Origin of the sequence: Roseateles asaccharophilus, assembly GCF_031458115.1 — a bacterium.
GTDB classification, from domain to species: Bacteria; Pseudomonadota; Gammaproteobacteria; order Burkholderiales; family Burkholderiaceae_C; genus Pelomonas; species Pelomonas asaccharophilus_A.
Genome location: NZ_JAVDXV010000004.1, coordinates 447,845 through 461,335, shown reverse-complemented (window position 1 = coordinate 461,335; position 13,491 = coordinate 447,845). Strand labels below are relative to the sequence as shown.

10 protein-coding genes are annotated in these 13,491 nt (G+C 69.2%); 6 read left to right on the top strand and 4 right to left on the bottom strand.

Annotation, left to right across the window (positions count from 1 at the left end; genetic code table 11):
• Nucleotides 1–35 precede the first annotated feature (35 nt).
• Entirely contained in the window at nucleotides 36–2,000 is a 1,965-nt protein-coding gene (locus J2X21_RS13050; RefSeq protein ID WP_310329115.1) for an acyltransferase family protein, read from the bottom strand.
• A gap of 106 nt (nucleotides 2,001–2,106) precedes the next feature.
• Between J2X21_RS13050 and J2X21_RS13045 the strand changes: the two genes are divergently transcribed.
• Entirely contained in the window at nucleotides 2,107–3,369 is a 1,263-nt protein-coding gene (locus J2X21_RS13045) for an acyl-CoA dehydrogenase family protein (RefSeq protein ID WP_310329114.1), read from the top strand.
• 34 nt (nucleotides 3,370–3,403) lie between these two features.
• On the top strand, nucleotides 3,404–4,651 hold the full coding sequence (locus J2X21_RS13040) for an AGE family epimerase/isomerase (RefSeq protein ID WP_310329111.1): 1,248 nt from the start codon (nucleotides 3,404–3,406) through the stop codon (nucleotides 4,649–4,651).
• A gap of 6 nt (nucleotides 4,652–4,657) precedes the next feature.
• On the opposite strand, the gene J2X21_RS13035 is transcribed toward J2X21_RS13040, so the two are convergent.
• Entirely contained in the window at nucleotides 4,658–6,430 is a 1,773-nt protein-coding gene (locus J2X21_RS13035) for a RecQ family ATP-dependent DNA helicase (RefSeq protein ID WP_310329108.1), read from the bottom strand.
• Entirely contained in the window at nucleotides 6,427–7,212 is a 786-nt protein-coding gene (locus J2X21_RS13030) for an alpha/beta hydrolase (RefSeq protein ID WP_310329105.1), read from the bottom strand. Before J2X21_RS13030 ends, J2X21_RS13035 begins: the two co-directional genes overlap by 4 nt.
• A 169-nt stretch (nucleotides 7,213–7,381) precedes the next feature.
• On the opposite strand from J2X21_RS13030, the gene J2X21_RS13025 reads away from it, so the two are divergent.
• Entirely contained in the window at nucleotides 7,382–7,768 is a 387-nt protein-coding gene (locus J2X21_RS13025) for a DUF2177 family protein (protein ID WP_310329104.1), read from the top strand.
• Nucleotides 7,769–7,785: 17 nt separating this feature from the next.
• On the top strand, nucleotides 7,786–8,019 hold the full coding sequence (locus tag J2X21_RS13020) for a DUF2805 domain-containing protein (protein WP_310329102.1): 234 nt from the start codon (nucleotides 7,786–7,788) through the stop codon (nucleotides 8,017–8,019).
• Between the two features lie 10 nt (nucleotides 8,020–8,029).
• Here the strand turns inward: J2X21_RS13020 and J2X21_RS13015 are convergent, their stop codons facing one another.
• Nucleotides 8,030–9,301, bottom strand: coding sequence for a peptide MFS transporter (locus tag J2X21_RS13015; RefSeq protein WP_310329099.1), 1,272 nt, complete (start codon nucleotides 9,299–9,301; stop codon nucleotides 8,030–8,032).
• Between the two features lie 256 nt (nucleotides 9,302–9,557).
• Here J2X21_RS13015 and J2X21_RS13010 point away from each other — a divergent pair, with 256 nt between their 5' ends.
• Both J2X21_RS13010 and J2X21_RS13005 read left to right on the top strand, forming a co-directional pair.
• Complete coding sequence (locus J2X21_RS13010; RefSeq protein ID WP_310329097.1) at nucleotides 9,558–12,431, top strand: TonB-dependent receptor; 2,874 nt, start codon at nucleotides 9,558–9,560, stop codon at nucleotides 12,429–12,431.
• An 86-nt stretch (nucleotides 12,432–12,517) separates the two neighbouring features.
• Nucleotides 12,518–13,471: a glycoside hydrolase family 43 protein gene (locus J2X21_RS13005; RefSeq protein ID WP_310329095.1), complete on the top strand. Its 954-nt coding sequence runs from the start codon at nucleotides 12,518–12,520 to the stop codon at nucleotides 13,469–13,471.
• Nucleotides 13,472–13,491: the final 20 nt, after the last annotated feature.

Below are 13,491 nucleotides of genomic sequence, written 5' to 3'. Positions count from 1 at the left end.
GTCATGGCACGAAGAGATCGGCCAGCCTATCAGGCTCAACGCGCCAGGTCTGCAATGGATTGCCGGCTGGTCAATTGAGGCAGCAGGCGGCGTGAACCTTCCACGCTCAGGTGGCCGGCATCGCGGTAGAACGCCAGGCCGTCGGTGTCCACCGTGCGACAGATGCCGGCCTCGCACAACGACGCATCCAACCACAGCACCGGCACGCCGGCCTCGCGCTCGAAGCGTTTCAGCAGCTTCGCCACGCGCTGCGGCAGCGGCGGTGCGTCGGCCAGCACGATGCGGCAGTCGGCCGGTGCGCCCAGCGTGAACTGGCCCTGCTGGCGGCGTGCTAGGCAGGCGCCGGCGTCGAAGGGGCCCCTGGGCGGCGCCGACACCCACACCAGCCGACGGCCCTGCGCGCGCAGCGCCTGTGCCAGCCGCGTGGCCGCTGCCACCAGTTCGTCCTCGGCTTGCGCAGCCGGAACCTCCCGCTCCTGGTTGCCGTCCAGCCGCAGCAGGCGGCCGCCGGGAAGTCCCAGGTATTGCTCCAGCAGGCTGGACACCAGCACCACCTCCGGCGCCGTGGGCGTGGCCAGGCCCTCCAGTACCGAGCGGTTGAAGCGCTCGCACTGCCGCGCCCAGTCGCGCGTGAAGCTCGCGCCGGCCGGTGCGTCGGGATTCCACGGCACCAGGCCCGGCAGCGGGCCGCAGGACGACTCGGTGATCTGCACCAGGCCCGGCGCCATCGCGGCAAGACCCGGCACCAGGTGCATCGCGTACGAATCGCCCCACACGGCCCAGCGTGGCAGCGCCGCATTGCGGCATTCGGGCTTGTCGACCCAGCGCTCCCATTGGTCGCAGCTGACGGAGAAGCCGTGGTTGGGGCGGCGCGCATCCGTGCCGGCGGGCTGCGAGGGCGCCAGCAGCGGCAATGCGGCCAGCAGCGCCGTCATGGCCAGCACCGCACCCCAGCCACGCGCCCCTTGCGGCAGCGGCCAGCGCCGCGTCGGCTGCTCAACCCCGCGCCACAGCAGCCAGGCCAGCGGCAGCGCCAGCGCGCCGGCGATGAGCCGGGCCTGCGCCAAGCCCGGGGCGTGGGGCAGGCCCACCCAGGCGTTGTTGACGAAGGCGATCAGCGGCCAGTGCACCAGGTACAGCGAGTACGAGATGTCGCCCAGCCACACGACGGGTGCCAGCGCGCGCGGTGCCTGCGCGCGGCCGCGGCTGAGCAGCAGGGCCGCTGTCGCCAGCGCGACCAGCAGCGCATTGGCGCCCGGATGGCCCAGGCCGCCCCAGGCTGGCAGCGGTGCGGCAGGCAGCGTGACCAGCAGCAGCGCTGCAGGCAGCCGGGCCGCGGCCGGCGCGCTCCAGCCGGCCGCATGCGCCCAGGCCGCGAGCGAGCCTATGCCCAGCTCCCAGGCGCGGCTGGGCAGCAGGTAGAAGGCCGCGCTGGCGTCCACGCGTTGCAGCGCCAGGCCCAGCAGCAGGCTGGCCACTGTGAGCAGCGCCAGCACCCCAAGGCCGCGCCGGCCGGTACCGATGAGCATCAGCAGAGCCGGCAGCAGCAGGTAGTACTGCTCCTCCAGCGACAGCGACCAGAAATGCAGCAGCGGCTTCAGCTCGGCCGCCACGTCGAAGTAGCCGCTCTGCATCCACAGCACCGCGTTGCTGACGAAGCCCAACGCGCCCCAGTGCTGGCGGGCCAGGTCGGCGCGCTCCAGCGGCGCCAGCCACCACGGCGCGGCCAGCAGCGTCAGCGCCAGCACGACGTAGGCGGCCGGCAGCAGGCGGCGCGCACGCCGTGCATAGAACTGCGCCACGCTGAAGCGCCCTGCGCGCAGCCCGGCCAGCACCTGGCCCGTGATGAGGAATCCCGAGATGACGAAGAACAGGTCCACGCCCAGGTAGCCGCCGGGCAGCAGCCCCGGCGCGGCATGCTGCAGCAGCACGGCGGCAACGGCGAGGCCGCGCAGGGCCTGGATGTCCCAGCGGTAGGTGGGGTCGGCGGTCGTTGACATGGCCGGCATTGTTGCGGCCGCCCGCACCCCCGCAGTTCTGATGCCTGGGTGACAAGCGCGCGGCGTCGGCTGGGCCACACTGGCAGCCGTCCCACAGGAGCCGCGCATGAACTTCGACTACAGCCCCAAGGTCACGCAGATGCGTGAGCGCCTGCTTGCGTTCTTCGAGGCGCACATCTACCCGAACGAGCTGCGCTACCTGCAGGAGGTCGAGGCCAACCGCCGCGCCGGCAATCCCTGGCTGCCGACCAAGGTCATCGAGGAGCTGAAACCCAAGGCCCGCGCGGCCGGGCTGTGGAACCTGTTCCTGCCCAAGTCCAGCCGGGCACCGGAGGGGCTGAGCAACCTCGAGTACGCGCCGCTGTGCGAAATCATGGGCCGCGTGTTCTGGGCGCCCGAGGTCTTCAACTGCTCGGCGCCGGACACCGGCAACATGGAGACGCTGGAGCGTTATGCCAGCGAGGCGCTGAAGGACAAGTGGCTGGAGCCGCTGCTGGCCGGAGAGATCCGCTCGGCCTTCCTGATGACGGAGCCGGCCGTGGCCTCCAGCGACGCGACCAACATCGAGTGCCGCATCGAGCGTGATGGCGATGACTACGTCATCAATGGTCGCAAGTGGTGGAGCAGCGGCGCGGGCGACCCGCGCTGCGCCGTCTACATCGTCATGGGCAAGACCGACGCCGAAGCGGGCCGCCACGAGCAGCAGTCCATGATCGTCGTGCCGGCCGACGCGCCCGGCATCACCGTGCTGCGCCCGCTGACCGTGTTCGGCTACGACGACGCGCCGCACGGCCACATGGAGGTGGAGCTGAAGAACGTGCGCGTGCCGGCCGCCAACATCCTGCTGGGCGAGGGCCGCGGCTTCGAGATCGCGCAGGGCCGCCTCGGTCCGGGCCGCATCCACCACTGCATGCGCAGCATCGGCGCCGCCGAGCGCGCGCTGGAACTGATGTGCGAACGCGCGATCGCGCGCACCGCGTTCGGCAAGACGATTGCGCAGCAGACCGTCACGCAGGAGCGCATCGCCGAGGCGCGCTGCAGCATCGAGCAGGCGCGCCTGCTGACGCTGAAGGCCGCCTACATGATGGATACCGTAGGCAACAAGGTGGCCAAGGCCGAGATCGCGATGATCAAGATCGTCGCGCCCAACATGGCGCTGCGGGTCATCGACTGGGCCATCCAGGTGTTCGGCGGCATGGGCGTGTCCGGCGACACGCCGCTGGCCATGATGTGGGCCCACCAGCGCACGCTGCGCCTGGCCGACGGCCCGGACGAGGTGCACCGCAACTCGCTGGCCAAGCTGGAGCTGGCGCGGCACATGAAGCTGCCGGCCGACAAGGTGAGCATGCCGGTGACGCGCGGCGGCTGACGCCGGCGTGCGGGCGCGCCGCGAGAATGCGGCGATGCTCACGATCCCTCCCCTGCGCCGCCGCGCGGCCCTGGCGCTGCTGGCGGGGCTGTCGGCGTGCGGCGACCCGGCCTCGCGCAGCCCCGACCGCACCGATGCCGCCTGGCACCGCGCCGATCTGGACCGGCTGCTGTCGAGCTGGCTTGCGCACGCGCCGCGTCTCGACGGTGGCTTCCAGCTGCGGTTCAACCGCGCCTGGCAGGTCATGCCCGAGGCCGAACTGGAGCTGACCGGCCAGGCCCGCCTGGTGTTTGCTTTCGCGGCCGGCCATGAGATCACGCAGGATGCCCGCTATCTCGCCGCCGCCCGACGCGGCGCGGACTTCCTGCTGGCGCATTTCGTCGACCCGGTGCATGGCGGCTTCTTCCACACGGTCACGCCCGAGGGCCGCCCGCGCGCGACCTTCAAGATCGCCTACGGCCACGCCTTCGCGCTGCTGGCGCTGGCGCAGCTCTACCGCACCGGCAAGGACGCGCGCCACCGTGACGCCGCGCTGCGCGCCTGGAGCGCCATCCAGACCGGCTTCTTCGACGGCCAGGGCGGCCTGTTCAACGAATGTGCGGCCGATTTCAAGCCCACCCGCGGCGTGCGTACGCAGAACCCGGTCATGCACATGTTCGAGGCCTTGCTGGCCCTGCACCAGGCCACTGGCGACGCGGGCGTGCAGGCCGGCGCACGGCGGCTGGGCGACTTCGTGGTCTACAAGCTGCTGCAGGGCCAGCCGGAGTCCGCCGGCGGCGGCGCCTGCATCCCCGAGTGGTTCGACGATGCCTGGCGGCCGCTGCCCACCCGCGCCGCCGGCGGCTACATCGACCTGGGCCACCAGTTCGAATGGAGCCATCTGCTGAACACGGGCGCGGTCATCTCGCCCGTCTATGGCCAGGTGGCCGAGCGCGTGCTGGCCTATGCGCTGGCCGCCGGCTACGACGACAACGATGGCGGCTGTGGCAGGCGGGCCTTCCCCGACGGCGGGCGCGTCGACATGGGCAAGGGCTGGTGGCAGCAGGCCGAGTGCCTGCATGCGCTGGTGGTCACGGCGCGCGCCACGGGTCGCAACGACCTGTGGCGGCGCTACGAGCAGACGCTGGACCTTGTGCGGGACCAGCTCGTCGATGCCGAACGAGGCAGCTGGCAGGCCGCCGATGCGCTGCCGTGCAAGCGTGGCGGCTGCAAGGACGAGCAGCCCGACCCGTACCACATGGTGTCGCTGCACCGCACGGCGCTGCAGCCGCGCGGCGCGTGACACGCGTCAGGTCTTCGCGGCAGCCAGTACGAAGTCCGGGTGGATCTGCCGCAGCCCGTGGCTGGCGAAGCGGATGCTGACCGATTCGGCGCTGCAGTCCTGCACCTCGCCCCAGCCGAAGCGGCGCACGCGCACGCGCTGGCCCGGCTCGTAGGCCCGCTGAGCGGTGGGCTGCATGTCGCTGGCATCCTCGGCGGCCTGCTCGGCTTTCAGCAGCGCGTCGAAGCGCGCGCAGCTGTCGCAATGGCCGCAGCGCGTGGCGCCGCCGTCCAGTGACTCGCCGAAGTGGGCCAGCACGCTGGCCCAGCGGCAGCCGCCGGCCTTGGCGTAGAGCACCATCGCCGCGAGGCTGTCGCGCTCGCTTTGCTGGCGCTGCTGCACGGCGGTGGCGGCGGCGTCGATGACTGCCTCGGGCTCGCGCTTCGTTGAAGGCCTCAAGCCGGCGGCCTCGCTGCCACGCACGGCGCGCACGGTGCGCAGCGCCGCAAGCACCTGGTCCAGCCGCCGTTGTGGCAGCCGGGCCATCTCGGCCAGCGTGGCCGGCAGCCAGCCGCCCTGCGGCGTGTGGCTGACCAGCGCGCGCCAGACGGTACCCAGTTCCTCGCGGCTGGGCACGCTGCCGCCGGTGAAGAACTGCTGCAGCGCGCGGTCACCCTCGCGGAACAGCAGCACGCAGTCGGCCGGCTCGCCGTCGCGGCCCGCGCGGCCGCATTCCTGCACATAGGCCTCGATGGACGCCGGCATCTGCGCATGCAGCACCAGCCGGATGTCGGGCTTGTCTATGCCCATGCCGAAGGCGTTGGTCGCGACCATCACGCGGGTCTGGTCGCGCATGAAGGCTTCCTGCGCCGCTTCGCGTTCCGCCTTGTGCAGCTTGCCGTGGTACAGGCCGGCAGCGATGCCCGCCTCGACCAGCTGGCGTTGCAGTGCCGTGGCCTCGCGCACGGTGGCGCAGTAGACGATGGCGCTGCCGCCTTCCAGCGTCTGCAGGTGTTGAACGATCAGCTCGCGCCTTGCAGCTTCCGTCTGCGGCAGCTCCACGGCCAGGCGCAGGTTGTCGCGGTAGACGCCGTGGCACAGCACGCCGTCGCGCGGGATGTCCAGCGCGTCGCGGATCTCGCGCTGCACCGGGCCCGGCGCCGTGGCCGTCAGCGCCAGCACGGGCGGGCGGCCCAGCGCGCGGCGGGCGTCGCGCAGCGCGCTGAACGCGGGTCGGAAGTCGTGGCCCCACTGCGCGATGCAGTGCGCCTCGTCCACCACCAGCAGGCCCACGCGCTGCTCCTGCAGCAGGCCCAGCGTTCGTGCGTCGGCCAGGCGCTCGGGCGTCGTGAACACCACGCGCACCGCGCCGCGCTGCAGCAGCGCCTCGTTGGCCAGGCGCCGGTTGGCGTCCAGCGCGGAGTTCAGCGCCACGGCCGGGACGCCCAATGCGTTCAGCGCGTCGCACTGATCCTTCATCAGTGCAATCAGCGGCGAGATGACGACGGTCAGCGCATCGCTGAGCACGGCGGGCAGCTGGTAGCACAGCGACTTGCCGGCCCCGGTGGGCATGACGGCCAGCGTGTTCTCGCCCTGCAGCACGCGAGCGATGACCTCGGCCTGGCCCGGCCGCAATGAGCGCAGGCCGAACACGCGTTTCAGAGTCGTGCGCAGCTTGGCTGGCGTGACAGGCTCGCGCGGCGGCAGCTTCTCGGGCACGGGCTTAGGTGTGGGGCCGGGCGCGTCTTCGCGCGGGCCGGTCGCCACGCGCGCCGGCGCGGTCATCACGGCGGCGGTCATTCGGCCACCTTGCGGCGGCAGCCCAGCACGCGGGTCACGTGGTTCAGCACCTCGGGCGCCCAGCCCATGCCGATGTGGCTGGCGTTGACCTCGATGTCGCGCGCCAGCGGCCAGCAGCGGCCGTGCGTGCAGGCCTCCCACGACACGACGCCGTCGCGGCGGCTGTACAGCGAGATCGTCGGCACCGGCGGCGGCTCGGCCAGGCGCTCGCGCAGCGCGACCTCGGCGGGCGCCGGCTTGCCGTTGAGCAGGCGGAACAGCCAGCCCACATGCGTGTCGTCCACGCCGCCGTTGAACGGCGTGCCGATGGTGATGACGTGGTGCACGCGGTCATGCCAGCGCTTGGCCAGCTCGCGGGCGTAGAAGCCGCCCAGGCTCCAGCCCACGAGGCTGACGTCGCGCGCCGGCGCCACGCGGTCATGCAGCGAGTCGGCCAGGCGGTCCAGCCAGGCGTCCACGTCGCCGCGCGGGCCGATGTTCATTCCCTGGCCCCAGTCCAGTGCGCGAAAGCCCGAGCGCTCCAGATGGCGGCGCAGCGGCCATAGCGTCAGGCCGTCGGTGCCCAGGCCGGGGAACAGCACCACCGTGTGGCCGGCGCCGGTCTGCGTGGGTGCCTGACGCGCATGCTTCAGTGCGGCCCAGGCCTCCAGCGTGGCGCGAACCGGCTCGGAGGCCAGCAGCGACAGCGCCGGGCGGCGTCGGGGCGTGACGAGGGATTCGGCCGGCACAGAGGCCGGCAGGGCACCGGGCTTGGGCGACAGGGGCAACGAGGTTGTCGTCATGGTGGGAAGCGGCGGCGCCGGTGGATGGTTTGTGGCTCGATGCTGGCGTGGCCTGCGCAAACGCGGTGCCAGCGCGATGGCTGAGGCCTTGTAGGACAGCGGGTGAAGACGGCGGCTTCCTACGAGCTGGGCTGGCCCTTGGCGCCACACTGCGGCCACGATGGACGCGATGCTGAAGCCCTATCTCACGGCGCTGCTGGTGCTGGGCGTGCTCGACGGCTTGTGGCTGGGCTGGCTGATGCGCGGCTTCTACCGCCGACACATCGGGCAGCAGATGGCCGAGCGTCTGCGCTGGCGGCCGGCGCTGCTGTTCTATTTGAGCTATCCGGCGGCGCTGATCGTGCTGGCCTTGCTGCCCGCCGGCCAGCCGCCGGCGCTGCAGGTCGCGCGTGCGGCGCTGGTGGGCCTGGTGGCCTACGGCGTCTATGACTTGACCAACCGCGCGACGCTGCGCCACTGGCCGCCGAAGCTCGCGCTCGTCGATGTGGCTTGGGGTACGTTCGCGAGCACCGCCGCCGGCGCCGCGGCGGTGTGGGTGGCACAAGGCGTCGGTTGACAGCCGACAATGCGGCCATGGCCAAGACCGCACCCCGACTCAGCCCCGAAGAGACCAAGCGCGTCATCGCCACCGCCTGGGACGACAAGCCGCCGTTCCGCAAGGTGCTCATCGAGCATGGCATCGGCCATGGCGAGTTGGTGGCGCTGCTCAAACGCGAGCTGACGCCGGCGGCCTACAAGTTGTGGGTGTCGCGCACCAAGGCCGCCAAGGCGCCGGTGTCCAAGGGCACCTGGCCACACGGACGCTGATGGGAGGCGGTCACGCGCCGCCGCCCATGCCCGCATAGCGCCGCAGCGCGCCCGACACCGAGAGCAGCAGCACGCCGCCAGCGAAGCTGATGGCCGTCACCACCAGGTACAGCGACAGCCCGGTGGGTTCCAGCCAGCCGTAAAGCTGGCCGGCCAGCAAGCCGGCGGTGGCCTTGGCCAGCATCCAGGCGCCCATCAGCGTGGAGCCCCAGCCGGCGGGCCCGTAGCGCGACACCACGGCCAGGCCTATGGGCACGACCAGCAGTTCCGCCACCGTCTGCACGCCGATGACGCCCACCATCATCCAGGCCGGCACGACCTCGCCCTGGGCGGCCAGGCCCTGCAAGGCCTGCAGCAGCAGGAAGCTCACGCCGAGGATCAGCATGCCGAGGCCCTGCACGCGGAACTCCGGCCAGTCCAGCCGCGCCAGCAGCCGCGCCGACGGTGGCGCGAGCAGGATGACCAGCACCGGGTTCACGGCGAGGAACTGCGCGGCGGTCAGCTCCAGGCCGAGGAATTGCGGCGAGACGTGGTCGCGCACGAACAGCGTCATGACGCCTGCCGCCTGCTCGTAGCCCAGGTAGAAGCAGATGGCTACGACCGACATCAGCAGGATGACCTGGATGCGGCGTCGCGCCGACGCATCAGTCCATGCCGCACGCGCAGGCTCCGGCGCGGGCGGCGGCACCGGAGGCAGCCAGCGCCAGCCGGCCATGAACACCACCACGCCGATGGCCATGCCCACCGCGGCGGCCATGAAGCCATATCCCCAGCCGTGCCGCTGGGCCAGATATCCGCCGATCAATGCTGACAACGCCGCCCCTATATTGATTCCCATATAGAAGACCGTATAACCACTCTGGCGGCGGGCGTCGTTCGGGGTATAGAGCGCGCCCACCATGGCCGTCGTGGTGGGTTTGAAAAGGCCAGTGCCCACCGCCAACAAACCCAATGCCAAACCAATGGGCTGGTCCAGCCCCAGCGCGATATGCCCGGCCATCATCAGCGCCATGCCCAGCACGACGGCGCGGCGCTGCCCCAGGAACCGGTCGGCCAGCCAGCCACCGAAGATGGCGCAGAAAAACGCCGAGCCGGTATACATGCCATATACCGAAAGCGCATCGGCTCGCGAATATTGCAGGGCCTCCACGAGATACAGCACCAGCAGCGAGCGCACCCCGTAGAAGCTGAATCGCTCCCACATTTCAGAACCCGCCAAGACAAACAGGCCGGCCGGCTGGGATTGAGTTTTAGGTGGGTTGGGCAAGGCCTCGGCTGACATGGTTTGTAGTGCGTCGCGCTCAATTTACGACAGGGGGCGTGGGAGCAGCATCTGAACCTGCCGGAGGTCGTGTGACATCTCAGTGGATACCCGTGGTAACGATGCGAAAAGCAGCATCACCAATTCCAAAAATGTGATTAGTCCGGAATCAGTGAGCCCCCTAGCATCATTTCAAACCCCAGCTCCACCCGGCCCCTACGAGGCCGGGACGGCTGTCAGGTTGGCCGCTCCCCCTCATAACGATCCCGGAGACAACATGAACACACCAGCCCTGGTGCCGCAGCGTGCGGGCGCCAAAACCTCTCGTTTCGCCCTCAGCCTGACGGCCGCCGCCGCGCTTGCCGCCCTGTCCACCCCTGCCGTGGCGCAAGAAGCCGCCAAGGGTGAGGCGCAATTGGAAACCGTGGTGGTCACCGGCGTCAGGGCCTCGCTGACCAAGAGCCTGGCCAACAAGCGCACCAACGACCAGGTGGTCGAATCGGTGGTGGCCGAGGACATCGGCAAGCTGCCTGACAACAACGTCGTCGAGGCGCTGCAGCGCGTGACCGGCATTCAGGTCACCAACCGGGCCGGTGGCGAGGTCGGCACCATCTCCATCCGCGGCCTGCCCGACATCGCGACGACCTGGAACGGCCGCAACATCTTCACCGCGTCCGGCACGCAGGTGGCGCTGCAGGACATCCCGTCAACGCTGGTTCGCCAGATCGACGTTTACAAGACGCGTGACGCGAGCCAGCTGGAGAACGGCATTGCCGGCCAGATCGACGTCAAGTCGCTGCGCCCCTTCGACTTCAAGGGCGCGAAGCTGTCGCTGCTGGCCCGCGGCACCTATCTGGACCCCGCCGAGAAGTGGAACCCGCAGCTGAGCGCGCTTGCCAGCAACCGCTGGAAGACCGACCTCGGCGACATCGGCGCGTTGGTCAACCTGTCCATGGTCAAGACGGACTACCGCAACGAAAGCGTGACGCCGGGCGCCATGGTGCCGTTCACCAGCCCCAATGCTTCCGAGCAGCCGGCCGGCTACACCCCGCTGCAGCGCATCTTCGACAACAACGTCTGGACGCCTGGCACCTACACCGGCCTGCCGCAGAAGGCCGGCTCGACGCTGAACTTCAACGGTACGCAGCGCCCCTACTACCTGGCGCGCGATGCCGTGTTCCAGAGCGATGTGGCAGGCCAACGTGAGCGCCCCGCCGCCAATGTGGCCCTGCAGTGGCAGCCGAACGATGATGCCGTCTACACGTTCGAGGCGATGTACAACGGCTACCGCGACAAGTCGTTCAACCGGCTGCTGTTCACCTTCGTGGACTGGTGGGGCAATCTCGGCGCCAACCCCGCTGGGACGATCACGACATTCCCGGGCACCAACGTCATCAAGACGCGCACCGTGAATGACGTCTACAGCTTCAACAGCGGCGACTACACCACGTCGGCGACCGATTCCTACATCTACGCGCTGAACGGCAAGTGGAACATCGGCGACCGCCTGCGGCTGGACGGCGACATCTCGTACCAGACCAGCAAGTACCACTCGGAATTCACCGCCACCCGCATCGATCGCGTGTCGCCGTCGGTCACCGTCGACTTCCATTCGGGCGGCGGCAACATGGCGTTCAAGTTCAACAACAACGCCGACCTTGTGGACCCCACCAAGTGGAACGTGGCGCAGTTCTACGACAACGCCAACCGCAACGAAGGCAGCGCGGCCACCGCCACCCTGAACGGCACCTATGAAGCCGACTGGGGTCCGGTGAAGACGCTGAACTTCGGCTTGCGCTTCGACAGCCGCAAGGCCTCGGAGGCCAACCGCACGCAGTCGGCGTTCCTGGGGCGCAACCTGGCGTCGCTGGGCGCGGCCTACTACCACGTCAACTCGAACTTCGGCACCGACATCTCGGACGTGCCGCGCACCTGGATCGAGCCGAACGCCTACTACATCCGCGACAACATCGATGCGTGGCGCAAGCTCTACAACTCGGTCGACGCGAACTTCCTGACCACCGACAAACTGTTCCTGCAGAAGACCTTCGACGTCAAGGAAGACACCACCAACCTGTTCGTGATGGCGGACTCCGAGCACCAGCTGTTCGGCCGCCCTCTGCGCGCCAATTTCGGCGTGCGTTACGTGCAGGTCGACACCAGCATGACCGCCTACAGCGTCAACGCCACCACCAAGGTGGTGACGCCGACGAACGGTGAAAAGACGGCCAGGAAGTTCCTGCCCAGCCTGACGCTGCGCTACGAGCCGGTCAAGGATGTGCTGCTGCGCTTCAACTACGGTGAAACGCTGCGTCGCCCGGGCTTTGGCGACCTGAACCCGGTGCTGCAGCTCAGCGACGACGTGTCCCGCGTCGGCTACGGCGGCGGCAGCGGCGGCAATCCCGGCCTCGAGCCGACCCGCTCCAAGAACCTGGACCTGACGGGCGAGTGGTACTTCCAGAAGGACAGCGCGCTGTACGGCACCGTGTTCCAGCGCAAGATCGAGGGCCTGGTGGTGCCGCTGCGTCGCCGCATCCACGTCGACCCGGCCAACGATCCGTTCCGCAACTCGACTTCGGGCGGCGACCACACCAATGGCTATGACTACGTCATCAGCTCGCCGGTCAACGCGTCCAACGGCAAGATCAGCGGCCTCGAACTGGGCGCCATCTACTTTCCGAAGGGCCTGCCGGGTCTGCTGGACGGCCTGGGCTTCCAGGGCAGCGTCACGCGGCTGACCTCGTCGCAGAACGTACCGACCGCCGACAGCGCGGGCAACATCGTGTCCCAGCTGGAGTCGCCGTTCTTCGGCGTGTCCAAGCTGTCGTGGAACGCCACGCTGGCCTATGAGAAAGGCCCCGTCGGCGCACGCCTGTCCTACGTTCGTCGTGCTGCCTTCCTGGCAGCCAATGAAGCCGCGCTGTTCGCCAACCCGATCGGCATCTGGCGTCACCCGGAAAAGAGCGTGGACTTCCAGCTGACCTACAACCTGAACGACCGCATGGCCTTCGACATCAGCGGCGTCAACCTCACCAACGAGATGCAGCAGCAGTACTACAAGTTCGGCGACGCGGGCAGCCCCGAGCTGACCAACTTCGGGACGGTGCAGACCGGACGCTCCGTCTCGGTCGGCTTCCGCTGGAAGCTCTGATCCTGCGAGGCTGAAACTCTTCCTCGTTGCGGGCGTTGCACGGGCCTCCCGGGCAACGCCCTTTTTTTGTTCCCTGCTGTACTTCCATGTCCGATCTGCTTGAGCCGCTGATCCGCCAGCGCGCCGACCCCCACATCTCCGCCCAAGCCGACGCCTTGTACTACTTCACCGCGTCGGTGCCGCAGTACGACCGCATCGAGTTGCGCCGCGCGACCAGCATCGACGGCCTGGCCAACGCGCCGGCGTTCGTCGCCTGGCGCAAGCCCGACACAGGCCCTTGGTCCGAGTTGATCTGGGCGCCGGAGCTGCACTTCAACCAGGGCGCCTGGTATGTCTACTTCGCGGCAGCCCACACTCGCGCGCTCGACCATCTGGGCATGTTTCAGCACCGCATGTACGCCATCCGGAACACGTCGGTCGACCCGTTCACCGGCGATTGGGAGTTCCTCGGCCAGGTCGATTCCGGCATCGACAGCTTCTGCCTGGATGCCACCACCTTCACGCACCAGGGCCAGCTGTACTACCTGTGGGCGCAGAAGGACCCGGCCATTGCCGGCAACTCCAATCTCTACATCGCGCCGATGAGCACGCCCTGGCAGCTGGCCGGTGCGCCGGTCATGCTCAGCAAGCCGGAGTTCGACTGGGAGTGCCGCGGCTTCCTGGTCAACGAGGGGCCGTCGGTGCTGCAGCGCCACGGCAAGGTTTTCATCAGCTACTCCGCCAGCGCGACGGACGAGAACTACGCGATGGGCCTGCTGTGGGCGGATGAGAACGCCGACCTGCTGAACCCGGCCAGCTGGCACAAGTCGCCCGAGCCGGTGATGCGCAGTTGCGCCGAAGACAGCGTCTTCGGCCCCGGCCACAACAGCTTCACCGAAGGCCGCTCGCCCGACGAGGTGCTGCTGGTCTATCACGCGCGCACCTACACCGAGATCGAGGGTGACCCGCTGTGGAACCCTGACCGCCACACCTTCGTGAAGCCCATGCGCTGGAGCGCTGAGGGCATGCCGCTGTTCGGCCGGCCTTCACGGCTCGATTGATATCAATTTCTATATCGGTA